The 25,435-nt window shown below is 73.0% G+C and carries 25 protein-coding genes; 8 read left to right on the top strand and 17 right to left on the bottom strand.

All coding sequences use genetic code 11. The annotated features are described in order from the left end of the window. Nucleotides 1–26: 26 nt before the first annotated feature. The 9 genes from ACMTAK_RS25610 to pdhA all read right to left on the bottom strand — a co-directional run bounded on the left by ACMTAK_RS25610 (nucleotide 27) and on the right by pdhA (nucleotide 9,971). Nucleotides 27–596: a bacterial proteasome activator family protein gene (locus ACMTAK_RS25610; protein WP_191069772.1), complete on the bottom strand. Its 570-nt coding sequence runs from the start codon at nucleotides 594–596 to the stop codon at nucleotides 27–29. Between the two features lie 121 nt (nucleotides 597–717). After that, nucleotides 718–1,203, bottom strand: coding sequence for a hypothetical protein (locus ACMTAK_RS25615; protein WP_413808378.1), 486 nt, complete (start codon nucleotides 1,201–1,203; stop codon nucleotides 718–720). 213 nt (nucleotides 1,204–1,416) lie between these two features. Next, the gene (locus tag ACMTAK_RS25620; RefSeq protein WP_413808379.1) at nucleotides 1,417–2,394 is read right to left on the bottom strand and encodes an NAD(P)H-quinone oxidoreductase; all 978 of its coding nucleotides are present in this window, start codon (nucleotides 2,392–2,394) and stop codon (nucleotides 1,417–1,419) included. A 10-nt stretch (nucleotides 2,395–2,404) separates the two neighbouring features. Continuing rightward, complete coding sequence (locus tag ACMTAK_RS25625) at nucleotides 2,405–3,460, bottom strand: potassium channel family protein (protein WP_413808380.1); 1,056 nt, start codon at nucleotides 3,458–3,460, stop codon at nucleotides 2,405–2,407. Continuing rightward, complete coding sequence (locus tag ACMTAK_RS25630) at nucleotides 3,457–4,920, bottom strand: molybdopterin molybdotransferase MoeA (protein ID WP_413812990.1); 1,464 nt, start codon at nucleotides 4,918–4,920, stop codon at nucleotides 3,457–3,459. Before ACMTAK_RS25630 ends, ACMTAK_RS25625 begins: the two co-directional genes overlap by 4 nt. Before the next feature lie 545 nt (nucleotides 4,921–5,465). After that, nucleotides 5,466–6,293 (bottom strand): NTP transferase domain-containing protein, encoded by an 828-nt coding sequence (locus ACMTAK_RS25635; RefSeq protein ID WP_413808381.1) that lies wholly within the window; start codon nucleotides 6,291–6,293, stop codon nucleotides 5,466–5,468. 29 nt (nucleotides 6,294–6,322) lie between these two features. Further along, nucleotides 6,323–7,780: a dihydrolipoamide acetyltransferase family protein gene (locus ACMTAK_RS25640; RefSeq protein ID WP_413808382.1), complete on the bottom strand. Its 1,458-nt coding sequence runs from the start codon at nucleotides 7,778–7,780 to the stop codon at nucleotides 6,323–6,325. Continuing rightward, the gene (locus ACMTAK_RS25645; RefSeq protein WP_413808383.1) at nucleotides 7,780–8,829 is read right to left on the bottom strand and encodes an alpha-ketoacid dehydrogenase subunit beta; all 1,050 of its coding nucleotides are present in this window, start codon (nucleotides 8,827–8,829) and stop codon (nucleotides 7,780–7,782) included. The genes ACMTAK_RS25640 and ACMTAK_RS25645 overlap by 1 nt, the downstream gene beginning before the upstream one ends. Beyond that, entirely contained in the window at nucleotides 8,829–9,971 is a 1,143-nt protein-coding gene (gene pdhA, locus ACMTAK_RS25650; protein WP_413808384.1) for a pyruvate dehydrogenase (acetyl-transferring) E1 component subunit alpha, read from the bottom strand. Before pdhA ends, ACMTAK_RS25645 begins: the two co-directional genes overlap by 1 nt. 182 nt (nucleotides 9,972–10,153) lie before the next feature. Between pdhA and ACMTAK_RS25655 the strand changes: the two genes are divergently transcribed. Further along, nucleotides 10,154–10,642, top strand: coding sequence for an Lrp/AsnC family transcriptional regulator (locus tag ACMTAK_RS25655; protein ID WP_413808385.1), 489 nt, complete (start codon nucleotides 10,154–10,156; stop codon nucleotides 10,640–10,642). A gap of 90 nt (nucleotides 10,643–10,732) precedes the next feature. Here ACMTAK_RS25655 and ACMTAK_RS25660 read toward each other — a convergent pair whose 3' ends face one another. Both ACMTAK_RS25660 and ACMTAK_RS25665 read right to left on the bottom strand, forming a co-directional pair. Further along, nucleotides 10,733–11,326 (bottom strand): TetR/AcrR family transcriptional regulator, encoded by a 594-nt coding sequence (locus tag ACMTAK_RS25660; RefSeq protein WP_020869920.1) that lies wholly within the window; start codon nucleotides 11,324–11,326, stop codon nucleotides 10,733–10,735. Nucleotides 11,327–11,328: 2 nt separating this feature from the next. Then, nucleotides 11,329–12,846, bottom strand: a complete 1,518-nt coding sequence (locus tag ACMTAK_RS25665; RefSeq protein ID WP_413808386.1) for a 3-hydroxyacyl-CoA dehydrogenase — start codon at nucleotides 12,844–12,846, stop codon at nucleotides 11,329–11,331. 129 nt (nucleotides 12,847–12,975) lie between these two features. Here ACMTAK_RS25665 and paaN point away from each other — a divergent pair, with 129 nt between their 5' ends. Beyond that, nucleotides 12,976–14,700, top strand: coding sequence for a phenylacetic acid degradation protein PaaN (gene paaN, locus ACMTAK_RS25670; protein ID WP_413808387.1), 1,725 nt, complete (start codon nucleotides 12,976–12,978; stop codon nucleotides 14,698–14,700). 5 nt (nucleotides 14,701–14,705) lie between these two features. Here paaN and ACMTAK_RS25675 read toward each other — a convergent pair whose 3' ends face one another. Genes ACMTAK_RS25675 through ACMTAK_RS25685 form a run of 3 tightly spaced genes read right to left on the bottom strand, consistent with a single transcriptional unit; the run spans nucleotide 14,706 to nucleotide 17,468 of the window. Continuing rightward, nucleotides 14,706–15,467: a TrmH family RNA methyltransferase gene (locus ACMTAK_RS25675; RefSeq protein ID WP_413808388.1), complete on the bottom strand. Its 762-nt coding sequence runs from the start codon at nucleotides 15,465–15,467 to the stop codon at nucleotides 14,706–14,708. Nucleotides 15,468–15,471: 4 nt separating this feature from the next. After that, nucleotides 15,472–16,704: an HTTM domain-containing protein gene (locus ACMTAK_RS25680; RefSeq protein ID WP_413808389.1), complete on the bottom strand. Its 1,233-nt coding sequence runs from the start codon at nucleotides 16,702–16,704 to the stop codon at nucleotides 15,472–15,474. Then, the gene (locus tag ACMTAK_RS25685; RefSeq protein ID WP_413808390.1) at nucleotides 16,701–17,468 is read right to left on the bottom strand and encodes a DUF5819 family protein; all 768 of its coding nucleotides are present in this window, start codon (nucleotides 17,466–17,468) and stop codon (nucleotides 16,701–16,703) included. The genes ACMTAK_RS25680 and ACMTAK_RS25685 overlap by 4 nt, the downstream gene beginning before the upstream one ends. A gap of 224 nt (nucleotides 17,469–17,692) precedes the next feature. On the opposite strand from ACMTAK_RS25685, the gene paaA reads away from it, so the two are divergent. The 6 genes from paaA (at nucleotide 17,693) to ACMTAK_RS25715 (ending at nucleotide 22,522) form a co-directional block, all read left to right on the top strand. Beyond that, the gene (gene paaA, locus ACMTAK_RS25690; protein ID WP_138914775.1) at nucleotides 17,693–18,643 is read left to right on the top strand and encodes a 1,2-phenylacetyl-CoA epoxidase subunit PaaA; all 951 of its coding nucleotides are present in this window, start codon (nucleotides 17,693–17,695) and stop codon (nucleotides 18,641–18,643) included. Beyond that, a complete protein-coding gene (gene paaB, locus ACMTAK_RS25695; protein WP_413808391.1) occupies nucleotides 18,640–18,936 on the top strand; it encodes a 1,2-phenylacetyl-CoA epoxidase subunit PaaB in 297 nt (98 codons plus the stop codon). The genes paaA and paaB overlap by 4 nt, the downstream gene beginning before the upstream one ends. After that, nucleotides 18,933–19,634, top strand: coding sequence for a 1,2-phenylacetyl-CoA epoxidase subunit PaaC (paaC, locus tag ACMTAK_RS25700; protein WP_413808392.1), 702 nt, complete (start codon nucleotides 18,933–18,935; stop codon nucleotides 19,632–19,634). Before paaB ends, paaC begins: the two co-directional genes overlap by 4 nt. After that, on the top strand, nucleotides 19,628–20,173 hold the full coding sequence (gene paaD, locus ACMTAK_RS25705) for a 1,2-phenylacetyl-CoA epoxidase subunit PaaD (RefSeq protein WP_413808393.1): 546 nt from the start codon (nucleotides 19,628–19,630) through the stop codon (nucleotides 20,171–20,173). The genes paaC and paaD overlap by 7 nt, the downstream gene beginning before the upstream one ends. Continuing rightward, nucleotides 20,173–21,279 carry a 2Fe-2S iron-sulfur cluster-binding protein gene (locus ACMTAK_RS25710; protein WP_413808394.1) on the top strand — a complete coding sequence of 369 codons (1,107 nt, stop codon included), beginning with the start codon at nucleotides 20,173–20,175 and terminating at the stop codon, nucleotides 21,277–21,279. Before paaD ends, ACMTAK_RS25710 begins: the two co-directional genes overlap by 1 nt. 94 nt (nucleotides 21,280–21,373) lie before the next feature. After that, nucleotides 21,374–22,522, top strand: coding sequence for an acyl-CoA dehydrogenase family protein (locus tag ACMTAK_RS25715; protein ID WP_413808395.1), 1,149 nt, complete (start codon nucleotides 21,374–21,376; stop codon nucleotides 22,520–22,522). 94 nt (nucleotides 22,523–22,616) lie between these two features. Here the strand turns inward: ACMTAK_RS25715 and ACMTAK_RS25720 are convergent, their stop codons facing one another. From ACMTAK_RS25720 to ACMTAK_RS25730, 3 genes are all read right to left on the bottom strand, one after another. Then, complete coding sequence (locus ACMTAK_RS25720; protein ID WP_413808396.1) at nucleotides 22,617–22,970, bottom strand: rhodanese-like domain-containing protein; 354 nt, start codon at nucleotides 22,968–22,970, stop codon at nucleotides 22,617–22,619. 43 nt (nucleotides 22,971–23,013) lie between these two features. Beyond that, the gene (locus tag ACMTAK_RS25725) at nucleotides 23,014–23,838 is read right to left on the bottom strand and encodes a hypothetical protein (protein WP_413812991.1); all 825 of its coding nucleotides are present in this window, start codon (nucleotides 23,836–23,838) and stop codon (nucleotides 23,014–23,016) included. A 96-nt stretch (nucleotides 23,839–23,934) separates the two neighbouring features. Then, a complete protein-coding gene (locus ACMTAK_RS25730; protein ID WP_413808397.1) occupies nucleotides 23,935–25,425 on the bottom strand; it encodes a DUF2252 domain-containing protein in 1,491 nt (496 codons plus the stop codon). Between the last annotated feature and the right edge of the window lie 10 nt (nucleotides 25,426–25,435).

Consider the following 25,435-nt stretch of genomic DNA (forward strand, 5'->3'; position numbering starts at 1 on the left):
CGTGGCTCGGAGGGCCGCTCAGCGGCTCAGAGGTACGGCCCCGAGCGGGCGCCGCCCGGCTTGGGCACGGCCTCGTCCTCCTCGCCCCCGCCGATCCCCGGCGGCAGCGCCCTGCGCATCTGCTCCAGCTGGGCGCGCGCCGCCATCTGCTGGGCGAACAGGGTGGTCTGGATGCCGTGGAACAGCCCCTCCAGCCAGCCGACCAACTGAGCCTGGGCGATGCGCAGTTCCGCCTCGGTGGGCACCGCCTCGTCCGTGAAGGGCAGCGACAGCCGCTCCAGCTCCCCGATCAGCTCGGGCGCCAGCCCGTCCTCCAGCTCCTTCACCGAGCTGGAGTGGATCTCCTTGAGCCGAACCCGGCTGGCCTCGTCGAGAGGTGCGGCGCGGACCTCCTCCAGAAGCTGCTTGATCATGCTGCCGATCCGCATGACCTTCGCCGGCTGTTCGACCATGTCCGTCACGGGAACCTCGCGCGACTCGTCGTCACCACTGCCCTCGCCGGAAGCAGGAGTGACGCCGCCGAGTGCCATGCCGTCCGGACCGACGACCAGGACGTGCGGGCTCTCCTGCGCTCGTTCGTTCATCGGCTGGTTCATACCCCTATTGTTCCGCACCGGCACCCGGTGCGACGGGTGAGGGTCGAGGATTCGGTGGCGATCACCGGCGAAGGCCGTCAGCGGCGGCCATCAGATCAGTGGCGGTGATCGGCGACGGGGATCAGCGGCGCCGCAGCCGCAGACCGAAGAACGCCAGGCCGAGGCCGAGACCGGTGAGCGCGAGACCGGTGCCCAGCGGCAGCACCCGCATCGCCCGCCCGCTGGGCTCGGCGGCGGTCCGCTGAGCACTGTAAGGCTGTCCGGACGGAAGCGATTCGCGCGCCTGGTGCCGGTCCGGCCGCTGCGGGACGGGGAGGGAGGACGGCGTCCACTCGGGCACCACCGAGAACCGCCCGGTGCCCTCGTCATCCCCGGTGTCGGCCGAGGGGTCCCCGTCCGGCGACGTGGGGGGCGGAGTCCCGGTACGGCCGGGGTGCGCACGGCCCTCGCCCGCGTGGGTGCCCGCCAGCCCGCCACCGCCGTCGTCGGCGGGAGTGGTGGGAGTGGCGGGAGTGGCGGGAGTGGCGGACGCGGCGGGGGCCGCGGCCAGGGCGGTACCCGCCAGCAGGGCCGCCGCGGGGAGTGTGCGAAGCGTCGCAGGGTTCACGGTGGTCACCCTCCCGTGCCGAACCGTTGCGTAACGGGATCAGCATCACATGAGGGTAGGGACCGGGCATCCTGAACGCCGCCGTATGGACTCCGGTACGACCGTAAGGACCGCGGCGCCCACCGTGACCACCGTAAGGACTGCGACGGCGCCGTAAGGGCCGTGGCGGCTCCGTAGGGATCGCGGCGGCGCCGCCGTACGGACCCGTGGCGCTCAGGTCGTCAGGAGGATCTTGCCCACATGCGTGCTGGACTCCAGCAGCCGGTGGGCCTCCGGGGCGTCCCGCATCGGGACGGTGCTGTCGACGATCGGGCGGACCCGGCCGCCGCCGATCAGCGGCCAGACATGCTCCCGTACCGCCGCGATGATCGCCGACTTCTGCGCCAGTGAGCGGCTCCGCAGCCCGGTGGCCGTCACGGCGGCGCTCTTGGACAGCAGGGTGGCCAGGTTCAGCTCGGCCTTCACCCCGCCCTGGAGCCCGATGATGGCCAGCCGTCCGTTGAGGGCGAGCGTCTCCAGATTCCGGGCGAGGTACTTCGCACCAACGATGTCCAGGATGACGTCCGCGCCCGAGCCGTCGGTGGCCCGGTGGATCTCCTCGACGAAGTCCTGCTCGCGGTAGTCGATCAGGATGTCGGCCCCGAGCTCCTGGCAGGCGGCCAGCTTCTCCGGGCCGCCCGCGGTCACCGCGACCCGCGCCCCGACCGCCTTCGCGAGCTGGATCGCCATGGTGCCGATACCGCTCGATCCGCCGTGCACCAACAGCGTCTCGCCCGGCCGGAGATGGGAGATCATGAAGACGTTGGACCATACGGTGGCGGTCACTTCTGGCAGCGCCGCGGCCGTGACCAGCTCCACGCCCTCGGGGAGGGGCAGCAGCTGCCCCGAGGGAACCGCCACCTTCTCGGCGTATCCACCGCCCGCGAGCAGGGCGCACACCTCGTCGCCCACCACCCAGCCGGTGACGCCGGGGCCGAGCGCCGAGATGCGGCCCGAGCACTCCAGACCGGCGTAGGGCGAGGCTCCGGGCGGCGGCGGGTAGTGGCCCTGGCGCTGGAGCACATCCGCGCGGTTGACGCCGGCGGCCGCCACGTCGACCAGCACCTCGCCCTCACCGGGCACGGGATCGGGGACCTCCGCCCATACCAGGGCTTCCGGGCCACCGGGTTCGGGAATCGTGATCGCATGCATGGCCGCGAGGCTACTCCTGGACCATCGGCGCGCGAACGATCGTGATCAAGCGGTCGGCCGCCTGCAACGGACTGGCGTCGGGGTCGTCGTACGCGAGGAGGCGATGGCCGCGCAGCACGGACACCACGAGATCCTCCGTGTCCCGCACCGACTTGCCCACCTCGGCCTTCACCACCGTGCGCTCCACCAGGTCCAGGCCCGTGCCCTGCTGGATCAGATCCTCGATCACCGCACCGGCCGTCGGACTCTGCACGCTCATGCCCAGCAGACGGCCCGCCGCGCTGGCGCTGGTGATCACCGCGTCGGCGCCGGACTGGCGCAGCAGCGGAGCGTTCTCCTCCTCCCGCACCGCCGCCACGATGTTGGCGCCCCGGTTGAGCTGCCGGGCCGTCAGCGTCACCAGGACGGCGGTGTCATCGCGCTGGGTGGCGATCACGAACTGGCGGGCGCGCTGCGCCTCCGCCCGCAACAGCACATCGCTGCGGGTCGCGTCGCCGACCACCCCCGCGAACCCCTCCGCGTTGGCCGCCTCGATCACCTTGTGGTTGGGGTCGACCACGACCACCCGGTTCTTGGGCAGCCCCGTCGCGCAGAGGGTCTCCACCGCGGACCGCCCCTTCGTACCGAAGCCCACTACGACGGTGTGATCGCGCAACGCTGACCTCCAGCGGTTCAGGCGGTACTGCTCGCGGGTGCGTTCGGCCAGGACTTCCAGGGTGGTGCCGACCAGGATGATCAGAAAGAGCACGCGCAGCGGCGTGACCAGCAGGATGTTACTGAGCCGCGCGCTGTCGCTGTACGGCACGATGTCGCCGTATCCGGTCGTGGACAGCGTGACGGTCGAGTAGTAGACGGAGTCGAGGAAGTCGACCTGCTCGTCGGCGTTGTCGTGGTAACCCGCGCGGTCGGCGTACACGATGGCCACCGTCAGCACCAGCACCAGCAGCGCCAGCAGCAGCCGTCGGGCGACCTGGCGCAGCGGGCCCGCGGGGAAGTGGGGCAGACGGACGCGGTGGCCGCCGTCCCCGGGGGTGCGGGCGGCCGCGTCATGGCTGGGCAGCTTCACGCCGGGCCCTCCCGGGGGGATATGTCCTCGCCGTCGGTCGCCCGGTCGGTGCGTTGGCGCGCTTGGTCCGCGTGGCCCGGTTGCTCTGTCGCGCTCGCCGACCACGGGAGATCCAGTACGTCGACCTCCATGCCGCGCTTCGCCCCGCCGGGCGGGATCACGGCGAGGCCGTCGGCCACCGCGATGCCGCGCAGCATCGCCGGGCCGTTGAAGCGCAGCGGCACCGCCGCGTCCTGCCGGAAGGTCACGGGGACCAGCCGGGTGTCCCGCGGATGCCCCTGTACGGCCTCGGCCAGCGGGGCCGGGGCGGGTCCGGGGGCCGGGCGGCCGGTCAGCGTGCGCAGCAGGGGCTCGGCGAGGGTCAGCAGACCGGAGACCGCGGCGAGCGGATTGCCCGGGAGCCCCACCAGATGCCGGACGGACCGGGATGGGCTTTCGGGGCTTTCGGGGCTTTCAGCGTTTTTGGGGGCTTCGGCACTTTCGGGGCTTCCGGGGGTTTCGCGGTTTCCGGAGTTCTCGCGGTGCCTGGGGTTCTCGCGGTTTGTGGGGTTCTCGCGGTTTGCGCGGGCGAGACGGGCCAGCAGCATCGGGTGGCCGGGGCGCACCGCCACCCCGTCCACCAGCAGTTCGGCGCCCAGGCGGCGCAGCGTGGGGTGAACATGGTCCACGGGGCCCGCGGCCGTGCCCCCGGTCGTCACGACGACGTCGGCGGACGACTCGGCCACCGCCGCGTACACCGCGTCCGCCTCGTCGGCCAGCCGCCGGGTGCCCAAGACCTCGGCACCGAGCGCCCGCAGCCACGGCCCGACCATCGGCCCCAGCGCGTCCCGGATCCGGCCGTCGTGCGGCAGCCCCTCGGTCAGCAGCTCATCGCCGAGCACCAGCACCTCGACGCGCGGCCTGCGCACCGTCGGCAGCTCGTCGTACCCGGCCGCGGCGGCCAGACCCAGGACGGCGGGGGTGACCAGGGTTCCGGCGGTGAGCAGCTGATCGCCGCTGCGGCACTCCTGGCCGCGGGTGCGGATGTCCTGGCCGAGGACGACGGGGTGGGCGGGGGACGCGTGGAGCCAGCCGTCGCCCGCGTCGGTGCCGTACTCGCTGCGCAGTACGGCGGTGGCGCCGGGCGGGACGCGGGCGCCGGTGGCGATGCGGACCGCGTGGCCGTCGGGGAGGGGGGTCGTCTCGCCGTGTCCGGCCAGGATGCCCTGGTGGCCCTGGTCCTTCGAGCCGGTTGGCAGCCGCCAGGGGCCGGGGCCCGAGAGCGCCCAGCCGTCCATCGCGGAGGTGTCGAAGGGCGGCAGATCGGTGAGCGCGGCGAGCGGCGCGGCCAGGACCTGGCCGAGCACCTCGGACAGCGGCCGGATCACCGGGGCGGCGTGGGCGGCCTCCTTGACGGCGGCGCGGGCGGCGATGGCGCGGGCGTCGGGCCAGGAGGTGGGGCTGCGGTGCGATGCGTTCATGGAGGGGTGCGGGTGGGGCGTCGGTGCGCCGGAGGCGCGTTTCGGGTGCGGGGCCGGGGCCTGATGGGCGGGGGCCCTGGACCGCGTGTCCTTGGTGCCAGTCCCCTCCGACATGGGACTACCCGAAGATCGGCTCCTCGAATACACCTCTGGCCTTCGGCGTACGTGACCCTGGGCATCCAGGGCCGCCGCTGGCTCTTCCGCCGCCCCCCGGGCCAGGTCGAGCGCGGTCTCGACCCAGTCGGTCCGGGTCGGGTCGCCGGTGTCGGCGATGCCGTCGAGGTCGCCCGTGTTGCCCATGTTGCCGATGCCGTCGGTGTCGTCGGTGTCGTCGGGCTCGCGGATGCCGTCGGTGTCGCCGGGGCTTCGCTCCCGGGTGGGTTGGGCCGGGCGGTCATTGGCCAGGCTGAGGGCGGCGTCGGCCCAGTCCTCCTCCGATCCCGTTCCGGGCGGCTCCGGGCCCTGCGGCGGCGATTCATTGGCCAGCGCCAGCGCCTCGTCGACCTCGCGGTCGAGCGGGTCCCCGTCCCGGGGGCGGCGAGGTGTCACTGTTCCTCGGCCCAACGCGCCGCCAGCGCCGCGGCCTTCTCGGTGGCGGCGGCCAGCGCCTCGGGGCCGCCGCCCTTCTGGGCCGCGGCGTAGCCGACGAGAAAGGTGGTCAGCGGGGCGGCGGGCCGGGCGACGCCATGTGCGGCGTCACGGGCCAGATCCAGTAGGGCCGCGGTGTCGACATCCAGGTCGATCCCGAGCTCGGCCTTGACTGCGGCAATCCATTCGTCCAACACGTGTCCATGCTCCCTGATGCGCGCTCGAGCCGTGGTGATGTCTTCCCAGGTGTCGCAGTCGAACGACGCGGTGGGGTGCTGGAGGCGGGCCAGAGCCAGCTCGGAGACGAGGAGGCGGAGGGGCAGCCCGCCGAGGCCGCCGTGTTCGGTGGCGAGGAGGGCGATCTCGCGGCGCAGCGGCTCGGCGCGGTAGGCGGCGACAAGGGGCTGCTCACGGCCGTCGGGGTCGATGAGCACGGCCCCTTCGGCGCCCTGGAGACCGGTGAGGAGGGTCTCGACGGTCTCGTGGGTGAGAAAGGGCAGATCGGCGGAGAGGACGAGGACGACCGGAGCCGCCGTCTGCCGGATGCCCGCGTCGACGGCCGCGACCGGGCCGCCGCCGGGAGGCTCCTCCCGGGCCCACCGCACCGGCCGCGCCGTGGGCCTGCGCGGGCCGACGACGACGATCCGCCCGGCGTCGCGGCATGCGTCGAGCACCCGGTCGAGCAGGGCTCGACCGCCCACCCGAAGCGCCGGCTTGTCCACCCCACCGAGCCGCCGAGCGGCGCCCCCGGCCAGGATCACCGCGTCATACGCACCTGGAGTCACCCCATGAGTATGGCGCCGCCGGGCATCCGCTACAGCCGCCGCAACAACACCAGGGGCTGCTCCACGCAGTCGGCCACGAACCGCAGGAATCCGCCGGCGGTGCCCCCGTCGCACACCCGGTGGTCGAAGGTGAACGACAGCTGCACCACCTGGCGCACCGCCAGCTCGCCCTGGTGCACCCAGGGCTTCGGGGAGATCCGCCCGACCCCGAGCATCGCCGCCTCGGGGTGGTTGATGATCGGCGTCGAGCCGTCGACCCCGAACACCCCGTAGTTGTTCAGGGTGAACGTGCCGCCGGTGAGCTGCGCGGGGGCGAGGGTCCCGGTCCGCGCGGCCTCGGTCAGCCGGGCGATCTCCTCGGAGAGCCCCTCTATGGTCCGTGTGTGGGCGTCGCGCACCACCGGGACCACCAGACCCCGGTCCGTCTGCGCCGCGAAGCCGAGGTGGACGTCGGAGAGCCGGATGATCTCCCGGCCGGCCATGTCAACCGTGGCGTTGAGCTCGGGGAAGCGCGCGAGGGCCGCCGTGCAGATACGGGCCAGGAGGGCGAGCACGGAGACCTTGGCGTCGCCCGCGGCGTTCATCGCCGCGCGGGCGGCCAGCAGTTCGGTCGCGTCGGCGTCCACCCAGCAGGTCGCGTCGGGGATCTCGCGCCGGCTGCGCGCGAGCTTGTCGGCCACGGCGCCCCGCACCCCTCGCAGCGGAACCCGCTCCCCCTCCGGGGCGTGACCCGCGGAGACGGGCGCGGGCGCGGCAGGGGCTACGGGTGCGGGTGCGGCGGGGGCTACGGGTGCGGGTGCGGGCTCGGCGGGGGCGGGCGCCGTGCCCGCGACCGCCCGCTCGACGTCCGCCCGCAGAATCAGCCCCTCGGGGCCCGAGCCCCTGAGCCGCCGCAGATCGACATCGTGTTCCCGCGCCAGCCGCCGCACCAGGGGCGAGATCACCGGAAGGGGCCCGGCGGAGGCCGCCATCGTCCCGCCCCCCGGCCCGGCGGAGGCCGCCGCCTCGCGTACAGGCCCGGCGGAGGCCGCCGCCTCGCGTACGGGCGCGGCGGGGGCCGCCGCCGTGTCCGGCAGCGGTCCGCCGGGGGCCGTGGGCATCTCGCGCAGCGGCCCGGGGGAGGGCCGTACGCGGCGGCGCCGTGCGGCGGGACCGGCCGTGCCATAGCCGACCAGCACATTGCCCGACGCGCCGTCGATCGCGCTCTCGGCCACCGGCGGACCGGATCCGTCGTCCGAGCCCTCGGGCACGGCGACCGTGATCAGCGGCGCCCCGACCGGCACCTCCGCGCCCTCCTCGCCGTAGCGGGCCGTCACCACACCGCCGTAGGGGCACGGCACATCCACCATTGCCTTGGCCGTCTCGACCTCGACCACCGGCTGGTCGACCGCCACCACATCGCCGACCTGGACCAGCCAGCGCACGATCTCGGCGCCGGTCAGCCCCTCGCCCAGATCGGGCAGGGTGAACTCCCTTACGACAGCCATCAGACCGCGCTCCCCTCGGTCCACTCCGACTCCCACTGGAGCCGGGCGACGGCGTCCAGCACCCGGTCCACCCCGGGCAGATGGTGCCGCTCCAGCATGGGCGGCGGGTAAGGGATGTCGAACCCGGCGACCCGCAGCACGGGCGCCTCCAGATGGTGGAAGCAGCGCTCGGTGACCCGGGCGGCGATCTCCCCACCGGGCCCGCCGAAGCCCGTGGACTCATGGACGACGACCGCGCGGCCGGTGCGGCGCACGGAGGCGCACACCGTCTCGTCGTCGAAGGGAACGAGCGAGCGCAGATCGACGACTTCCAGGTCCCAGCCCTCGGCCCGGGCCGCCTCGGCGGCTTCGAGGCACACCGGCACGGAGGGGCCGTAGGAGATCAAGGTGGCGCTGCACCGGCCTCCGCTGCCGGACCCGCGCACCACCGCGCGCCCGATGGGCGGCACCTGCTCGGGGGCGTCGGCCGACCAGTCGGCCTTGGACCAGTACAGCCGCTTGGGCTCCAGGAAGATCACGGGGTCGTCGGAGGCGATGGCGGCGCGCAGCAGCCCGTAGGCGTCGGCGACGGTCGCGGGGGCGACGACCTGGAGGCCGGGGGTGGCCATGTAGTAGATCTCGGAGGAGTCGCTGTGGTGCTCGACGCCACCGATGCCGCCCCCGTAGGGCACCCGGACGGTGATGGGCATCGGCATCGCGCCCCGGGTGCGGTTCCGCATCCGCGAGACATGGCTGATGAGCTGCTCGAAGGACGGGTAGGCGAAGGCGTCGAACTGCATCTCGACCACCGGCCGCAGCCCGTACATCGCCATGCCCACGGCGGTGCCGAGGATGCCCGCCTCGGCGAGCGGCGTATCCGTGCAGCGGTCCTCGCCGAACTCCTCGGTGAGCCCGTCGGTGATCCGGAAGACGCCGCCGAGGGTGCCCACGTCCTCGCCGAGGACATGGACGGACGGGTCGGCGGCCATGGCGTCGCGCAGCGCGCGGCCGAGGGCCTGGGCCATGGTGGCGGGCTTACGGGCGGTGTCGGCCCTGATGGCGGTGGTCATCACTCCCCCTTCCCGGTGTCCGCGGCCTCGGCGTCGAGCTCGGCGCGCAGCTGGGCCGCCTGCTCGCGCAGCTGGCTGGTCCGGTCGGCGTAGACGTGCTCGAAGAGCGCCATGGGGTCCAGGACCGGGTCCTGGTGCATCCGCGTCCGCAGATCGGCGGCGAGCCGCTCCGCGGACTCCCGCGCCGCCCGGACCCCCTCGTCGTCCAGCAGATGGCGGTCCCGCATGGCCTCCTCCAGGAGCGCTATCGGGTCGTGGGCGCGCCATGCCTCGACCTCGGAGTCGGGGCGGTAGCGGGTGGCGTCGTCGGCGTTGGTGTGCGCCTCGATGCGGTAGGTGACCGCCTCCACCAGGGTGGGGCCGCCTCCGCCGCGGGCCCGGCGCACCGCCTCCGCCAGGACCTCGTGGACGGCGACCGCGTCATTGCCGTCGACGAGACGGCCGGGCATCCCGTATCCCACCGCCTTGTGGGCGAGGGAGGGCGCCGCGGTCTGCTTGGCGAGCGGGACGGAGATCGCGAAGCCGTTGTTCTGGACGAGGAAGACGACCGGGGCGTGCCAGACGGCCGCGAAGTTGAGGGCCTCGTGGAAGTCGCCCTCGCTGGTGCCGCCGTCGCCGACCAGGGCGAGGGCCACCACATCGTCGCCCTTGAGGCGGGCGGCGTGAGCGAGGCCGACGGCGTGCGGCAGCTGGGTGGCCAGCGGGGTGCACAGCGGGGCGACGCGGTGGGTGTGGGGGTCGTACCCGGAGTGCCAGTCGCCGCGCAGCAGGGTCAGGGCGTCGACGGGATCCAGCCCGCGGACGACGGCGGCCAGGGTGTCGCGGTAGCTGGGGAAGAGCCAGTCGCGGTCCTCCAGCACCAGCCCGGCCGCGACCTGGCAGGCTTCCTGCCCGGTGGAGGAGGGGTAGACGGCCAGCCGGCCCTGCCGGGTGAGGGCGGTGGCCTGTGTGTTGTACCGGCGGCCGCGCACCAGCTCGCGGTGGAGCCGGGTCAGCAGATCGGGGGAGACGTCGGCGGCAGCGGCGGTGCCCAGCAGGCGGTACGGCTCCGCGTCGGGCAGCAGCGGCGCGGCGTCGACGCGGGGCTGCCAGCCGGGCGGGGGAGTGGGCCGGTAGGCACCGGGCTGCTCAAGGACCGTCATGGTGCGACCTCCTGGGCGTGGCGTACGGCGGGAGGGCGGGGCGTGCCGGGCGGCATCGCCCTCCCCTACCGATTGTTCGGTCGTTGACGCATTTTGGCTACAGGCGACCCAAGCCTGTGGACAAACGGTTCTGCTGCGCCTGAGATGAAGACAGGACGTCCATGAAGGGGAGGCAGGGCGATATGCCGGGCGAACAGATGGCCAATCCGGACGGCAAACCCCGGGCGCGCCCGCTGGACGACATCGACCGCGACATCCTGCGTCTGCTCCAAATGGACGGCCGCGCCTCCATACGCTCCGTGGCCGAGCAGGTGCACGTCTCCCGCGCCAATGCCTACGCCCGGATCAACCGCCTGATCGACGATGGAGTGATCCGCGGCTTCAGCGCCCGGGTGGACCAGGAGCGGGCCGGGCAGGGCGCGTCCGCGTACATCACACTGAAGATCGTCCAGAACTCCTGGCGCACCGTGCGCGAAGAGCTCCGGCAGCTCCCCGGGGCCACCCACATCGCCCTGGTCAGCGGGGACTTCGATGTGCTGCTGCTGGTGCACACCGAGGACAACCGCTCACTGCGCGAGCTGGTCCTCACCCGGATCCAGGCCATACCGGAGGTGCTGAGCACCCGGACACTGCTGGTCTTCGAGGAGACGGACCTGGACTCCGAGCCGTAGCGGGGCCGGAGCCATAGCGGGGCCGGGGCCGGGCGCGGGTGTGGCGTGCCAGAACCGGGCGCGGGGGTACCGTCCCGCGGGTGTCGCGCGTCAGGTCTGGGTGCGCAGGCCCGCGAAGGCCGTACGGATCACGGCCTCGGCCACCTCATGGGAGGTAGCGGCCCCGCCGCGGCCCGGCCGGTACCACTCCACAATGGAGTTGATCATGCCGAAGAGCAGCCGGGTCGCCAGCCGGGCGTCCACGTCGGACCGCAGGTCTCCGTCGGCCGCCGCCCGCTTGAGCAGCTCGGCGACCTGGTGGTCGAACTCCCGGCGCCGCTCCATGGCCCACCGCTCGGTGTCCGTGTTGCCCCTGACGCGCAGCAGCAGCGTGACGTAGGGCAGCTCCTCCATCAGCACCTCGGCGGTGCGCCGGGCCACGTGCTCCAGCCGCCCGATCGCCCGTCCCTCGCGTGCGGCGGGCTCCTGGAGGATGCCGAACAGCCCGTCCAGGGCACGGCTTATGGCCAGCCTGAGCAGTTCCTCCTTGCCCTTCACATGGTGGTAGATGGAGGACTTGGAGATCCCGGCGGCCCGGGACAGGTGCTCCATGGAGGTGCCGTCGTAGCCGCGCTCGTTGAACACCTCCACGGCGACCGCGAGCAGCGATTCGGGCGTGTAGGTGTCGCGCTTGGCCATGGTCATGATTAGAGCAGCCTCTCATCGGCGGCCGCACGCCGGATCAGCGCCTGGGAAGGGGCGTAGCGGCCGGTCGGACAGGCGTGGTGGAGGTTGCGCAGGGTGTCGCGCACCCAGCGGGCGCCGAGCGCGCGCCCCCAGGCCAGCGGTCCGCGCGGGTAGTTGACGCCCGTCAGCATGGCGGTGTCGATGTCCTCGGGGCTCGCCACCCCGCGGGCGACGGCGTCCTCGGCGAAGTCCACGACCATCGCGACCGTGCGGGCCACGACCATGCCGGGGACGTCCTGGACCACGCTGACCTCCTTACCGAGCGCCTGGAACAGGCCGATCGCGGACCGCAGGGACTCCTCGGGCGCGGCTGTGGACGCCGCCAGGGCGACGCGGGTGGCGGTCCGGTAGTCCAGCGCCAGGTCGAAGCGGACCGACGCGGCGAAGGGGTCGTCGGTGGCCGTCGTGCCGTCGGCCAGGGACAGGCGGGTGCCGTCGGGCAGTGCGAGATGGGCCCCGACCGGCTCGCGGGTCACCGGGATGCCCGCCTCCTCGAGGAGGCCGACCAGCCCTTGCGCGGGCCCCAGGTCGCCGTGGAAGACGACCTTGCCGGGCGGCTCGCACGGCTCGGCGGTGTGCGGGGCGGGCCGTCCGACGCCCTCGGCGTGGTCGTACCAGCCGTGACCCGTCTTGCACCCGTGCCGCCCGGAGGCGACGAGCTGCCGCTGGGCGAGGGACGGGGTGAATTTCGGATCGTGGAACAGCGCTTCCCACACGGATCGGGTGACGGCCTCGTTCACGTCCTGGCCGATCAGGTCGGTGAGCTCGAAGGGGCCCATCCTGAAGCCGCCGGACTCGCGCAGCACGGCATCCAGGGTGGCGGGGTCGGCTACGCGCTCCTCGTACGCCCGGAACGCCTCGGCGTAGAAGGGGCGGGCGATCCGGTTGACGATGAACCCGGGGGTGTCGGCGCAGCGCACCGGGGTCTTCCCCCAGGCAGCGACGGTGGCGTGGGCACGGTCGGCGGCGGCCTCGTCCGTGGCGGCGCCGCGCACCACCTCCACCAGCGGCATCAGCGGGGCCGGATTGAAGAAGTGCAGACCGAGGAGACGGCCGGGGCGGCGCAGGACGCCCGCGACGGCGGTGACGGAGAGGGAGGAGGTGTTGGTGGCGAGCAGACAGCCGTCGGAGACCACCGACTCCAGCGCGGTGAACAGCTGCTGTTTGGCGTCGAGTTCCTCCAGGATCGCCTCGGCCACCAGCTCCGCCTCGGCCAGGTCCGCGAGGTCGGCGACGGGGGTGAGCCGGCCGAGGGCGGTGTCACGGTCGGCGGCGGTGAGGCGCTCCTTGACGACCAGTCGGCCGAGCCGGTCCGCGATGGCGTCGGCGGCCCGGGAGGCCCGGCCGGGCGCGGCGTCGTAGAGCCGCACGGGGTGGCCCGCGACCAGCGCCACCTGGGCGATCCCCTGGCCCATCGTGCCGGTGCCGACGACGGCGACGAGGCCGGCGCGGTCGATCCCACGGTCGATCCCAGTCATGCCGCAGATCCTTTTCGACGAAGTTGTCCACAGGTTCGCCAGGCCCTCTTGTCCCGACCGATCGTTCGGTTACTCTAACCCTGTCGCCCATTCCAGCCCAGCCCCAGCTCGACGAGGAGTTGGTCAGTCGTGACCGCCGCACTCACCACCGCGCAGTTGACGCAAGAGCACCGCCCCACCCTCGACCAGGCCCTGGAGGCGATCCGTACCCGCGCCTATTGGTCCCCGCACCCCGAGCACCCGAAGGCCTACGGCGGCGAGGGCCAGGGCGGGCGCCCGAGCCTGAGCGTCGCCGAGGGCCAAGCGGCGTTCGAGGCGCTGCGCGGCAAGCGCTTCGAGCTGGAGCAGCCGGGCACCGACGGCTGGACGGGCTCGGAGGTCTCTCCGTTCGGAGCGGAGATGGGCATGGAGTATCCGCATCCGGACATCGAGGTGCTCCTCCCGGCGATGCGGGCGGGGATGCCCGCCTGGCGGGATGCCGGTCCCGAGACGCGGGCCATGGTGTGCCTGGAGATCCTGGCCCGGATCGGCGCCCGGTCGCATGAGTTCGCCCAGGCCGTCATGCACACCAGCGGACAGGCGTACATGATGGCGTTCCAGGCCGGTGGCCCCCACGCCCAGGACCGCGGCCTGGAGGCGGTGGCGTACGCGTTCGCCGAGCAGACCCGCACTCCGGGCGCCGCGGACTGGTCCAAGCCGCAGGGCAAGCGCGACCCGCTGCGCCTGCGCAAGACGTTCACGGCCGTGCCGCGCGGTGTCGCGCTGCTGATCGGCTGCAACACCTTCCCGACGTGGAACGGCTATCCGGGGCTCTTCGCCTCGCTCGCCACCGGCAATCCGGTGCTGGTCAAGCCGCACCCCCAGGCCGTGCTGCCGCTGGCGCTGACCGTCCAGGTGGCGCGCGAGGTGCTGAAGGAGGCGGGGTTCAGCCCCGATCTGGTGGCGCTGGCCGCCGAGCGGCCGGACGAGGGAATCGCCAAGGTCCTCGCCGTCCGCCCCGAGATCCGCGTCATCGACTACACGGGGTCCACCGCCTTCGGCGACTGGCTGGAGACCCACGCCCGCCAGGCCCAGGTCTTCACGGAGAAGGCGGGGGTCAACACGGTGGTGATCGACTCCACCGACGACTACCAGGGCATGCTCGCCAATCTGGCGTTCTCCCTGTCCCTCTACAGCGGCCAGATGTGCACCACCCCGCAGAATCTGCTGATCCCCCGCGACGGCATCACCACCGACGCCGGTCCCAAGACCTATGACGAGGTGGTGACCGACCTGGCGGCGGCGGTGGACGGGCTGCTGGGCGACGACGCACGGGCGAGCGCGCTGCTCGGCGCGATCGTGGGCCCGCGGGTCCAGGAGCGGCTGGAGGCCGCCCCCGGCCTGGGCGCGGTCGCCCTCGCCTCCCGTACGGTGACCCACCCCGACTTCCCGGGCGCCACGGTCCGCACACCGCTGATGGTCAAGGCGGACGGCGCGCGGAAGTTCTGGGAGGGGGCGGACGCGGACGCGCCCTATCTGGCCGAGTGCTTCGGCCCGGTCTCCTTCGCCGTCGCCGTCGCCTCCACGGAGGACGCGGTCGCGCTGCTGCGCCGGACCACCCGGGACAAGGGCGCGATGACGGTCGGGGCGTACACCACCTCGCCGGAGGCGGAGCGGCTGATCGAGGAGGCGTGTCTGGAGGAGTGCGCCCAGCTGTCGCTCAATCTGACCTGCGGGGTGTATGTGAACCAGACCGCGGCCTTCTCGGACTTCCACGGCACGGGCGGCAACCCGTCGGCCAACGCCGCGCTGTGCGACGGGGCGTTCGTGGCCGGCCGCTTCCGGATGGTCGAGGTCCGCCGCCCGGCGGAGTAGCGGGCCTAGGCCGGGCGGTCGGGGCCGCCCCAGTGGAAGAGGGCCATGGCCACGCTGGTGGCCAGGTTGTAGCTGGACACCTGTGGCCGCATGGGAAGGGCCACCAGCCTCGTGGCCCGCTTCCGCAGCTCCGGCGAGATCCCGTGCCGCTCGGAGCCGAAGGCGAGCAGCGCGTCATCGGGGATCGTCAGGGACCGGATGTCCGCCCCCTCCGGATCCAGGGCGTACAGCGGCCCCTCCGGAAGCGCGTCGCCCGGCAGCCGCTCGACCGCGGTGGCGAAGTGAAGCCCGGCGCCCGAGCGCACGGCGTTCGGATGCCAGGGGTCGATATCGCCGGTGGTGACCACGCCCGTGGCCCCGAACCCGGCGGCGAGCCGGACCACGGCCCCGACGTTCCCCAGGTTGCGGGGGTTGTCCAGGACGACCACCGGGGCCTGCCGGGGCCGCCGGGACAGCTCGTCCAGATTCGCCTGGCGGCCGCGCCGCACCGCCAGGGCGGCGACCCGCGTGGGATGCACCCTGGGCACCAGATCGCGCAGGGTCCCGGCATCGACCTCCACCAGAAGGTCCGCGATCGCCTCGGTGAGGTCGTCGGCCAAGTCCTCGGCGAGTTCCACGGCGGCCGCCTTGTCGCTGGTGACCGCGGCACGCACCGCCGCGCCGAACCGCAGCGCGTGCTTCAGCGCGTGGAAGCCGTCCAGCAGCACGGTGTCGGGGGCCGTCGCGCGCCAGTGCCGTACGGCCCGCGCGGACTCGTCATCGATCATCCCCTCAGCGTACGAGGGTGCCGGCCGGGGTCTCCTCGTCGCTCTCCCGCGCTCGCTGCCCCGGCAGCCACGCGGCGCGCGCCGCCAGCCGGTCCCGGGCCCGGCCCAGCCGCGCCTCGGCCCAGCGCAGGACGTTCGTCGGCAGGAAGACCGAGTCCGCGGCGATCACGGCGAGCGAGAAGAAGGGCAGCCCCAGCATCACGGCGATGCCGAGGTGCTCCATCATCAGCAGGACGAGCATCGCGTTCTTGGCCCGCCGGTTGAGCAGGGTGAACGGGAAAGCCACCTGGACGATGACCGTGCCGTAGGTCAGCACCATCACCAGCGTGCCGCTGGACGCCATGATGTCGGCCAGCCAGGGCCAGGGCGAGAAGTAGTCCAGATGCAGCGGGTAGTAGAGGGCGGTGCCGTCCTGCCAGCGCGAACCCTGGATCTTGTACCAGCCGGCCGATGCGTACAGCAGACACACCTCGGCCATGATCACCAGCAGGGCGCCGTTGTGCGCCACATTGGCGAGCGCGTCCAGAACGGTGCGCGGCTCCCCCGGCGCGTAACGCCTGACGAACCACCATCCGGCCTGGACGAGCCACAGCCCCCACAGGACGGTGCCCCAGCCCAGCCCGGGCAGCGGGCCGTCGGCGGTCAGGGAGAGCCGGGCCTCGGTGAACAGCTGCGCCCAGAGCAGGGCGGTACCGGTGACGGCCCACAGCACGATTCCGGTGGTGTCGCGCGGCGGCCATTCGCGGTCCGCGCGCCCGGACGCCCGGCGCGCGTCCAGGGACCACACCTGACCGCACCGGGTCAGCACCAGATACATCGACATCAGATGGATGAGGTTGTCGCCGCCGTCCCCCACGAAGATGCTGCGGTTCTGCAGCGACAGCACCCCGATCATGAACAGCACGGACATGGTGCGGGTGCGCCAGCCCACCAGCAGCAGAGCGCTGGAGACGATGGCGAGGGCGTAGACGGTCTCGAACCACACCGTGCTGTCGGACCACATGAGCGCGGTGAAGGCGCGGTTGCCGTCGATCAGCCGCGCGGCCATCTCCCAGTTCCACGGGCCGTCCGGCCCGTACAGCTCCCGGCGGTGGGGCCATTCGCGCACCAGGAAGAGCAGCCAGGTGAAGGAGAAGCCGATGCGCACGACGGCGCTCTGCCGGGAGCCGAGCGCGGACGCGGTGACGCGCGTGTAGCCACGCGCCACGGCGGTCTGGAGGCGGGCGGAGGGGGTCACCGGCGCTTCGCCTCCGGGAGGTCATCGGAGGTCACGGTCCACCACGGCAGCGTGCGGTAGACGGTCTTGGTGTCGATCTTCTCGTCGCTCCAGGACGGCGGGGGCACCGGAGTGGTCGCGGAGCGCACCTGTATTCGCTCCACGCTGCCGCCGTCCTCCTCGCGGCCGAGGCGGAGCATCACGATCCGGCGGATGTACTGCTCGGAGAGGCTGCCGCGCGTCCCCTGCGGCCGCTCCCGCACATCATGCGAGCCCACGTAGAACTCCCAGCCGCGGCGCAGTTCGTTCTGCTGGGTGTGGCTGGGCAGCGGGTTGTGGTGGATGGCCGCGCCGTCCTGGGCGGAGAGGTCGCGCCAGCCGGTGGTCGCGGTGCCGCCGTCGGCGGTGCGGATCTCGGCGCGGGCCTGGACGGCGATGTTCTGCTGGAGCGGGTTGGGGGCGAAGAGCTTCCAGACCCGTTCGAACTCCGGATAGACGTAGTCGTCTATCGCCGCGCCGTGCCGCTTGGTGAGGGTGTTGGGCGGTGAGACGTTCAGGAAGGCCGCCGAGAGATGGATCGCGGCGGCGACGGCGGCGACCGCGATGGCCACCGCGATGATCAGCTGTGCGGGCAGGGAGAGCGCGGTGAGCGGTTCCGCCGCGTCGCCGTCCGGCGCCGATGCCGCCGGCTCCGGGTCCGCCGGCTCTGATTCCCCCCGCTCCGGGTCCGCCGGTTCCGGGTCCGTCGGCTCCCGTTCCGCCGGTTCCGGCTCCGTGTCCGCCATACCCCGCCCCGCTCCCGATGGTCCAGGTCTTCGCGCACGCCGGTCGACCGCGCGCCCCCGTGGCCCCCACGCCCCCGGCACCGTACCGATGCGGAACCACTCGGCACAGCGTCCTCAGCGTTATCCACAGGGTTGACACCCTACGTTCCTCAGCACACCATTGAACCGAACGATCGGTCGGTCGGCTGGCCGGTCGGCGGAGACGAACGGCGGAGGGGCTTCGCATGACGACGATGGCGGCGGACGCGGGAGCGTACGAGGCGGTGTTCGACGCCGCCCTGGCCGCGGACGAGCGCATCGAGCCGCGTGACTGGATGCCCGATGAGTACCGGGCCACGCTGGTGCGGCAGATGGCCCAGCACGCCCACTCCGAGATCATCGGCATGCAGCCGGAGGCGAACTGGATCACCCGCGCCCCCTCGCTGCGGCGCAAGGCGATCCTGATGGCCAAGGTCCAGGACGAGGCGGGCCACGGCCTGTATCTCTACAGCGCGGCGGAGACCCTGGGCACCAGCCGGGACGAGCTGCTGGACAAGCTCCACAGCGGCCGCCAGAAGTACTCCTCGATCTTCAACTACCCCACGCTGACCTGGGCCGACGTCGGCGCCATCGGCTGGCTGGTGGACGGCGCCGCGATCACCAACCAGGTCCCGCTGTGCCGCTGCTCCTACGGGCCCTACGCGCGGGCGATGGTCCGCATCTGCAAGGAGGAGTCCTTCCACCAGCGCCAGGGGTACGAGCTGCTGCTGGCCCTGAGCCGGGGCACCGAGGCCCAGCACGCCATGGCACAGGACGCGGTGGACCGCTGGTGGTGGCCGTCGCTGATGATGTTCGGTCCGCCGGATGACGCCTCGGCCCACTCCGCGCAGTCCATGGCCTGGAAGATCAAGCGCCACTCCAATGACGAGCTGCGCCAGCGCTTCGTCGACATCTGCGTCCCCCAGGCCGAATCCCTCGGCCTCACCCTCCCCGACCCCGAGCTGCGGTGGAGCGAGGAGCGGGGGCATTACGACTTCGGCCCGATCGACTGGGACGAGTTCCGCGAGGTGCTGCGGGGAAACGGGCCGTGCAACGCCCAGCGGATCACCCAGCGGCGCCGGGCCCATGAGGAAGGCGCCTGGGTGCGCGAGGCAGCCGCGGCGTACGCGGCAAAGCACGGGGAGGCACAGGCATGAGCGGCAGCCCGAGCGCCGAGTGGCCGCTGTGGGAGGTGTTCGTCCGCAGCAGGCGCGGACTGTCGCACACCCACGCCGGATCCCTCCACGCCCCGGACGCGGAAATGGCTCTGAGGAACGCACGGGATCTGTACACCCGCCGCTCCGAGGGCGTCTCGATCTGGGTGGTGCCGTCCGCCGAGATCACCGCCTCCTCCCCGGACGAGCGGGATCCGTTCTTCGAGCCGGCCGCCGACAAGCCCTACCGCCACCCCACCTTCTACGCGATCCCGGAAGGGGTGCGGCACCTATGACCGCGGCCCTCGCCCTGGGCGACGACGCGCTGGTGCTCTCCCACCGGCTGGGGGAGTGGGCCGGGCAGGCGCCCGTGCTGGAGGAGGAGGTCGCGCTCGCCAATATCGCCCTCGACCTGCTCGGCCAGGCCCGGGTGCTGCTCTCCCTCGCCGGCGACGAGGACGAGCTGGCGTATCTGCGCGAGGAGCGGGCGTTCCGCAACGTCCAGCTGGTCGAGCAGCCCAACGGGGACTTCGCCCGGACCATCGCCCGCCAGCTCTACTTCTCCACCTACCAGGAGCTGCTGTACGAGCGGCTGGCGCGTGGCTCCGGCCCCTTCGCCCCGCTCGCCGCCAAGGCGGTCAAGGAGGTGGCCTACCACCGCGACCACGCCGAGCGCTGGACCCTGCGGCTCGGCGACGGCACGGAGGAGAGCCATGAGCGGATGCGGCGCGGGCTGGACGTGCTCTGGCGCTTCACCGGTGAGCTCTTCGAGCCGGTCGAGGGGTGCGAGGTGGAGTGGCACACCCTGCACGACGCCTGGCTGACCCGGATCACCTCGGTCCTGGAGCGCGCCACCCTGACGGTGCCCGAGGGGCCGCGGCGCGACGGCTGGGCGGCCGGCGCGGGGCGCCAGGGCATCCACAGCGAGCCGTTCGGCCGGATGCTCGCCGAGATGCAGCATCTGCACCGCAGCCACCCGGGGGCGACATGGTGACGCCCACGCCCCCCGCTGCGCCCACTCCCCCCGCGTCCGGCCCCGGCCTCACCCCGCTGGAGGAGGAGCTGTTGCGGCTGGCCGGATCCGTGCCGGACCCGGAGCTGCCGATGGTGTCCCTGGCCGAGCTGGGGGTGATGCGCGGGCTGCGGCTGCTGGGGCCGGGCCGGGTCGAGGTCGAGTTGACCCCCACCTACACCGGCTGCCCGGCGCTGGAGTCGATGGCCACCGATATCGAGCGGGTGCTCCATGACCATGGCGTCCCCGAGGTCGCCGTGCGTACGGTCCTCTCCCCGCCCTGGACGACGGACGCGATCAGCGCCGAGGGCCGCCGCAAGCTGGCGGAGTCCGGCATAGCGCCGCCCGCGCCGCTCGACGCGACGGCGGGCGGCCCGGTTCCGGTGGCCCTGGCCGTGCGCTGTCCGCGCTGCGGCTCGACCGAGACCGAGCTGCTCAGCCGCTTCTCCTCCACCGCCTGCAAAGCGCTGCGCCGCTGCGCGGCCTGTGGCGAACCGTTCGACCACTTCAAGGAGTTGTGATGGCCGCGGAGGCGGTGAAGCGGGTCACGCCCCGCCACGGCGCGTTCCACCCGCTTCGGGTGGCGGCGGTCGACCGGCTCACCGATGACGCGGTGGCGGTCACCCTCCTGGTGCCGCCCGCGCTGCGGGAGACATTCCGGTTCGCGGCGGGGCAGCACATCGCGGTGCGCCGGTTCGCCGATGGCGCGGAGATCCGCCGGACGTACTCGATCTGCACCCCGGCCCCGGGCGCGGAGGGCCCGGAGTTCCTGCGGATCGGGGTGCGGCTGGTCGAGGGCGGTGAGTTCTCGACCTATGCACTCAAGGAGCTGGCGGTGGGCGAGGTCATGGAGGTGATGGCCCCGGCGGGCCGTTTCGTCCTGGAGCCCCGTCCCGGTCACTTCGCGGCGGTCGTCGGCGGCAGCGGTATCACCCCCGTGCTGTCCATCGCCGCCACACTGCTCAGCCGACAGCCCGAGGCGCGTTTCTGTCTGATCCGCAGCGACCGCACCGCGGCCTCGACGATGTTCCTGGAGGAGGTCGCCGACCTCAAGGACCGCTGGCCCGACCGGTTCCAGCTGGTATGCGCGCTCTCCCGGGAGGAGCAGCAGGCCGGGCTGGTGTCCGGGCGGCTCGGCGAGGAGCGGCTGACCGGGCTGCTGCCGGTGCTGCTGCCGGTCGCCTCGGTGGACGGCTGGTTCCTGTGCGGGCCCTACGGTCTGGTGCGCGCCGCCGAGCGGGCGCTGCGCGGCCTCGGGGTCTCCCGTGGCCGGGTCCACCAGGAGATCTTCCATGTGGACGCCGCCCCCGCCGAGGGCGTCCCCATACCGGGCGCGGCCCCGGCCGCCTCGCACAGCTCGGTCACGGCGACCCTGGACGGCCGCTCGGGCACCTGGCCGGTCCAGGAGGGTGAGCCGCTGCTGGAGACCGTGCTGCGCAATCGGTCCGACGCGCCATACGCGTGCAAGGGCGGGGTCTGCGGCACCTGCCGGGCCTTCCTGGTCTCCGGCGAGGTGCGGATGGACCGGAACTTCGCGTTGGAGCCGGACGAGGTGGAGGCGGGCTATGTGCTGGCCTGTCAGTCCCACCCGGTGGGCGAGCGGGTGGAGCTGGACTTCGACCGCTGACATGCCCCGGCGCGGCACCGGCGTTCCCTTCTTGTAGAACCTGTTCTATCTTGACGGGCCGTCAGATATAGCCGCGGCGCGGGAGGTACGGACAGTGGACTTCACCTTCACCGAGGAGCAGCAGGCGGCCGTCGAGGCGGCGAAGGCCGTCTTCTCCTCCGTCACGCCGGACAGTGTGCCCAGCCCCGCGCTGACCGCGGGCGCCGTCGCCGACGACCTCGACCGCGCGCTGTGGCGGAAGCTCGCCGAGGGCGATCTGCTGGGCCTGACCCTCGACCCCCGGCACGGCGGCTCGGGCCTGGACCCGCTTGCCCTCTGCCTGGTGCTGCGGGAATGCGGCCGGGTGCTGGCCCGGGTGCCGCTGCTGGAGTCCAGCGCCGCCGCGCTGGCCGTGCAGCGCTACGGCGGGGACGAGCTGTGTGCCGATGTGCTGCCCCGGGCCGCCCGCGGTGAGCTGGTCCTCACCGCGGCCTCCAGCGGCCGCACCGGCCACGGCCCGGCCGAACTCGCCGTCCAGGCACGGCGGAACGGCGAGGGCTGGGTGCTGGACGGCGTCCAGACCGCGGTCCCCTGGGCCCATGGCGCCGATCGCGTGCTGATCCCGGCCCACACCGGGGAGGGCGGTACGGTCCTCGCCCTGGTCCCCCGCGACCATGAGGGCGTCACGCTCGAGGAGCAGATCTCCACCAGCGGTGAGCGGCAGGCCGAGGTCCGGCTGGACGGGGTGCGGCTCGCCGACCGCGAGATGCTGACCGCGGACGGCGCCTGGGAATGGCTGCGCGATCTCCTCACCACCGGCACCTGCGCCCTCGCCCTGGGCCTCGGGTCGGCGGTGCTGGACCTCACCAGCTCGTATGTGAGCAATCGCGAGCAGTTCGGCTTCCCGCTCGCCACCTTCCAGGCGGTCGCCGTGCAGACCGCCGACCGCTATATCGATCTGCGGGCCATGGAGGCCACACTGTGGCAGGCGGCCTGGCGGCTGTCCCTGGACGAGGAGCGGCCCACGGTGAGCGGGGCGCTGCCCATCGGGGGAGACGTCGCCGTGGCCAAGATCTGGGCCGCCGAGGGCGTGCGCCGCGTCGTTCAGACCGCCCAGCATCTGCACGGCGGCTTCGGCGCGGTCACCGACTACCCCCTGCACCGCTATCACGCCTGGGGCAAGCAGCTTGAGCTTTCGCTGGGATCCGCCGCCGCCCATGAGGAGGCACTGGGCGAACTCCTCGCCGCCCACCCCCTCGGCTGATCGCCCGCCACTCGGCCGACGCCCACCCCTCGCCTGATCGGCGCGCCCCGCCGATCAGCGGGGAAGGTCAGGGGGAAGATCAGTAGGGGAACTTCTAGAGCACAAAGGCCCCTTCGGCGGTGCCGTCGGGGCCGCTCACCATCGGCCGGCCCGCCGCGTCCCAGGCGAGCATCCCGCCGTCCACGTTCACCGCGTCCAGCCCCTGCGCGACCAGATACTGCGTCACCTGCGCGGAGCGGCCGCCGACCCGGCACATCACATGCACCCGGTGTCCCTCGCCAACCGCCGCGGTCAGTTCGTCGAACCGCGCCACGACCTGGCCCATCGGGATGTGCAGCGCGCCCTCGACATGCCCGGCCGCCCACTCGTCGTCCTCCCGGACGTCCAGCAGAAGGCCATCGGCCGGTACCGCCGCCGCCTCCACCTGGGGAAGCTGGGCAAAATGCATCGAACACACCTCTCACACGACATCGGCAACTGCGGCAAACCTACTACCGCACCAGCTCCGCGAGCCGGGCCTCCTTCTCCGAGGCCTGGGCCAACAGCTGCTCGGCGATCTCGTCCAGCAGCCCATCGGGGTCCTCGGGCGCCATCTTGATCATCGCGCCGATCGCGCTCGACTCCAGCTCCGTGGCGACCGCGGCCAGCATCTCCTTGCGCTCGGCCAGCCACTCCAGCCGGGCGTACAGCTCCTCGCTGCGGCTCGCCCGCCGCTCCGGCGGCGGCGGACCGGCTTCCCACTCCTCGGCCAGCGCCCGCAGCGCCTCCTCGTCCCCGGCCGCGTATGCCGCGTTGACCCGCACGATGAAGGCACCGCGCCGCTCCCGCTCGGTCTCCTCCTCGGCCAGATCGGGATGGGCCTTACGGGCCAGATCCCGGTAGATCCGGCGGGCCTCCTCGCTCGGCCGCACCCGCGGCGGCGGCTGCACGGGCCGCTCGGTGAGCATCGCCGCCGCCTCCGGCGAGAGCCCCTCCGAATCGATCCAGCCGTGGAACAGCTCCTCCACACCCGGCATCGGCTGCACCAGCCCCCGCGCCTCACGGGCCTTGCGGAGGTCTTCCGGATCGCCGGTACGGGCCGCGAGCGCCTCGGCGATCAGCGCGTCCAGCTCGTCGAGGCGCGAGTACATCGGCCCGAGCCGCTGGTGGTGCAGCCGGGAGAAGTTCTCCACCTCCACCCGGAAGGTCTCCACCGCGATCTCGAACTCGATCAGCGCCTGCTCGGCCGCGCGCACCGCCCGCTCCAGCCGCTCGGTGGCCTGAGTCTCCTCCTGCGACCGGTCGTGCGACTCCGCCTGGGGCTCCGCGTCCGACATCGACTGCCGTGCCTGCTGCTGCGCTTCCGGATTCGTCACCCGCTCAGACTACGTCCGGCGGTGATCGGCGACGGAGGTCACACCCCCGCCCGCGCCTCACACCCCCATCTCGGCCGCTATCCGTCCATTGCGCACCGCCCTGACCAGCGCGGAGTGATCCGCTTCCGTGCGATCGGTGTACGCCACCGCGAAGGCGGCCACCGCCTCGTCCAGCTCCTCCCCCTTACCGCAGTAACCGGCCAGCATCCGGGGGTCCGCGCTGTGGGAGTGCGCCCGGGCCAGCAGGGCCCCGGTCATCCGCCCGTAGTCGTCCATCTGGTCCGCGGCCAGGGCCGCCGGGTCCACGCTTCCCTTGCGGTTGCGGAACTGCCGCACCTGGTAATGCCGCCCCCGCACCGTGGTCCACCCCAGCAGGATGTCGCTGACCACCTGCATCCGCTTCTGGCCGAGCACCACCCGCCGTCCCTCGTGTGTGACATCCGGCACCTCGAAGCCGGCCTTCGCCAGATGCGGCAGCAGCGCGGAGGGGCGCGCCTCCTTCACCTGGAGCACCAGCGGCTCGCCCCGGTGGTCGAGCAGCAGCACCACATAGGAGCGGGTGCCCACACTGCCCGTGCCGACGACCCGGAACGCCACATCGTGCACCTCGTACCGCGAGAGCAGCGGCAGCCGGTCCTCCGGCAGCGTGCCCAGATACCCGGCGAGCGACGAGGCCACCGCCGCCGCCTCCTCGTCCGGCACCCTTCGCAGCACCGGCGGCGCGTCCACGAAGCGCCTGGCCTCCGGCCGGCCGGATGAGCCCTCCTCGCCCGGCACGGGCTCGGTGGACCGGGCGGCGTACCGCGCGCTGGTGTTCCGCCGGGCCTTCTCGGAGATCCGCTCCAGCGTGCCCACCAGATCCTTGGCGTCCGTGTGGGAGACCAGCTCCTCGTCCGCGATCGCGTTCCACGCCTCCGTCGCCGGGAGCTTGGCCAGCAGCCGCACCGTGCGCCGATAGGCGCCCACCGCGTCCTGGGCGGCCGCCCGGCAGGTGTCCTCGTCGGCGCCCGCCTCCCGTCCCGCCAGCACCAGCGAGACCGCGAGCCGCTTCACATCCCACTCCCACGGACCGTGGACGGTCTCGTCGAAGTCGTTGAGATCGATGACCAGGCCACCGCGCGCATCCCCGTAGATCCCGAAGTTGGCGGCATGGGCATCGCCACACAGCTGGGCCCCGATACCGGTCACCGGCGTGGTCGTGAGGTCGTGCGCCATCAGCCCGGCGGCCCCGCGCAGAAAGGAGAAGGGGTTGGCTGCCATCCGCCCGACCCGGATCGGGGTGAGCTCCGGCAGCCGACCGGCGTTGGACCGCTCGACCGCCGCCACCGGGTCCGGCCGCCCGGTGTCCCTCGGCGGCTCGGCATGCGCCGAGCGCGGCACGCTCTTGCGCAGCGTCTTGCCCTGCTGCCGGGGAGAGGGGCCCTCACCGTGCCACACGGCGAAGCCCGGAACCGGCGGCAGCCGCCGGGCCGCCCCGCCCGCTCCATCCCCGCCGCTCGGCGCCCGCTCGCCGCCTCCGTCGCCCTCAACGCTCCGGTCGTCCGTCATCGCGCCCCCG

The organism is Streptomyces lacaronensis, from assembly GCF_047337785.1.
GTDB lineage: Bacteria > Actinomycetota > Actinomycetes > Streptomycetales > Streptomycetaceae > Streptomyces > Streptomyces lycopersici.

Excerpts from the sequence above, each read along its gene's own strand:
- ACMTAK_RS25610 (WP_191069772.1), bottom strand. The coding sequence starts at position 596 with ATGAACCAGCCGATGAACGAACGAGCGCAGGAGAGCCCGCACGTCCTG.
- ACMTAK_RS25620 (WP_413808379.1), bottom strand. The coding sequence starts at position 2,394 with ATGCATGCGATCACGATTCCCGAACCCGGTGGCCCGGAAGCCCTGGTA.
- ACMTAK_RS25630 (WP_413812990.1), bottom strand. The coding sequence starts at position 4,920 with ATGAACGCATCGCACCGCAGCCCCACCTCCTGGCCCGACGCCCGCGCC.
- ACMTAK_RS25640 (WP_413808382.1), bottom strand. The coding sequence starts at position 7,780 with ATGGCTGTCGTAAGGGAGTTCACCCTGCCCGATCTGGGCGAGGGGCTG.
- ACMTAK_RS25645 (WP_413808383.1), bottom strand. The coding sequence starts at position 8,829 with ATGACCACCGCCATCAGGGCCGACACCGCCCGTAAGCCCGCCACCATG.
- pdhA (WP_413808384.1), bottom strand. The coding sequence starts at position 9,971 with ATGACGGTCCTTGAGCAGCCCGGTGCCTACCGGCCCACTCCCCCGCCC.
- ACMTAK_RS25655 (WP_413808385.1), top strand. The coding sequence starts at position 10,154 with ATGCCGGGCGAACAGATGGCCAATCCGGACGGCAAACCCCGGGCGCGC.
- ACMTAK_RS25660 (WP_020869920.1), bottom strand. The coding sequence starts at position 11,326 with ATGACCATGGCCAAGCGCGACACCTACACGCCCGAATCGCTGCTCGCG.
- ACMTAK_RS25665 (WP_413808386.1), bottom strand. The coding sequence starts at position 12,846 with ATGACTGGGATCGACCGTGGGATCGACCGCGCCGGCCTCGTCGCCGTC.
- ACMTAK_RS25675 (WP_413808388.1), bottom strand. The coding sequence starts at position 15,467 with ATGATCGATGACGAGTCCGCGCGGGCCGTACGGCACTGGCGCGCGACG.
- ACMTAK_RS25685 (WP_413808390.1), bottom strand. The coding sequence starts at position 17,468 with ATGGCGGACACGGAGCCGGAACCGGCGGAACGGGAGCCGACGGACCCG.
- paaA (WP_138914775.1), top strand. The coding sequence starts at position 17,693 with ATGACGACGATGGCGGCGGACGCGGGAGCGTACGAGGCGGTGTTCGAC.
- paaB (WP_413808391.1), top strand. The coding sequence starts at position 18,640 with ATGAGCGGCAGCCCGAGCGCCGAGTGGCCGCTGTGGGAGGTGTTCGTC.
- paaC (WP_413808392.1), top strand. The coding sequence starts at position 18,933 with ATGACCGCGGCCCTCGCCCTGGGCGACGACGCGCTGGTGCTCTCCCAC.
- paaD (WP_413808393.1), top strand. The coding sequence starts at position 19,628 with ATGGTGACGCCCACGCCCCCCGCTGCGCCCACTCCCCCCGCGTCCGGC.
- ACMTAK_RS25710 (WP_413808394.1), top strand. The coding sequence starts at position 20,173 with ATGGCCGCGGAGGCGGTGAAGCGGGTCACGCCCCGCCACGGCGCGTTC.
- ACMTAK_RS25720 (WP_413808396.1), bottom strand. The coding sequence starts at position 22,970 with ATGCATTTTGCCCAGCTTCCCCAGGTGGAGGCGGCGGCGGTACCGGCC.
- ACMTAK_RS25725 (WP_413812991.1), bottom strand. The coding sequence starts at position 23,838 with ATGTCGGACGCGGAGCCCCAGGCGGAGTCGCACGACCGGTCGCAGGAG.
- ACMTAK_RS25730 (WP_413808397.1), bottom strand. The coding sequence starts at position 25,425 with ATGACGGACGACCGGAGCGTTGAGGGCGACGGAGGCGGCGAGCGGGCG.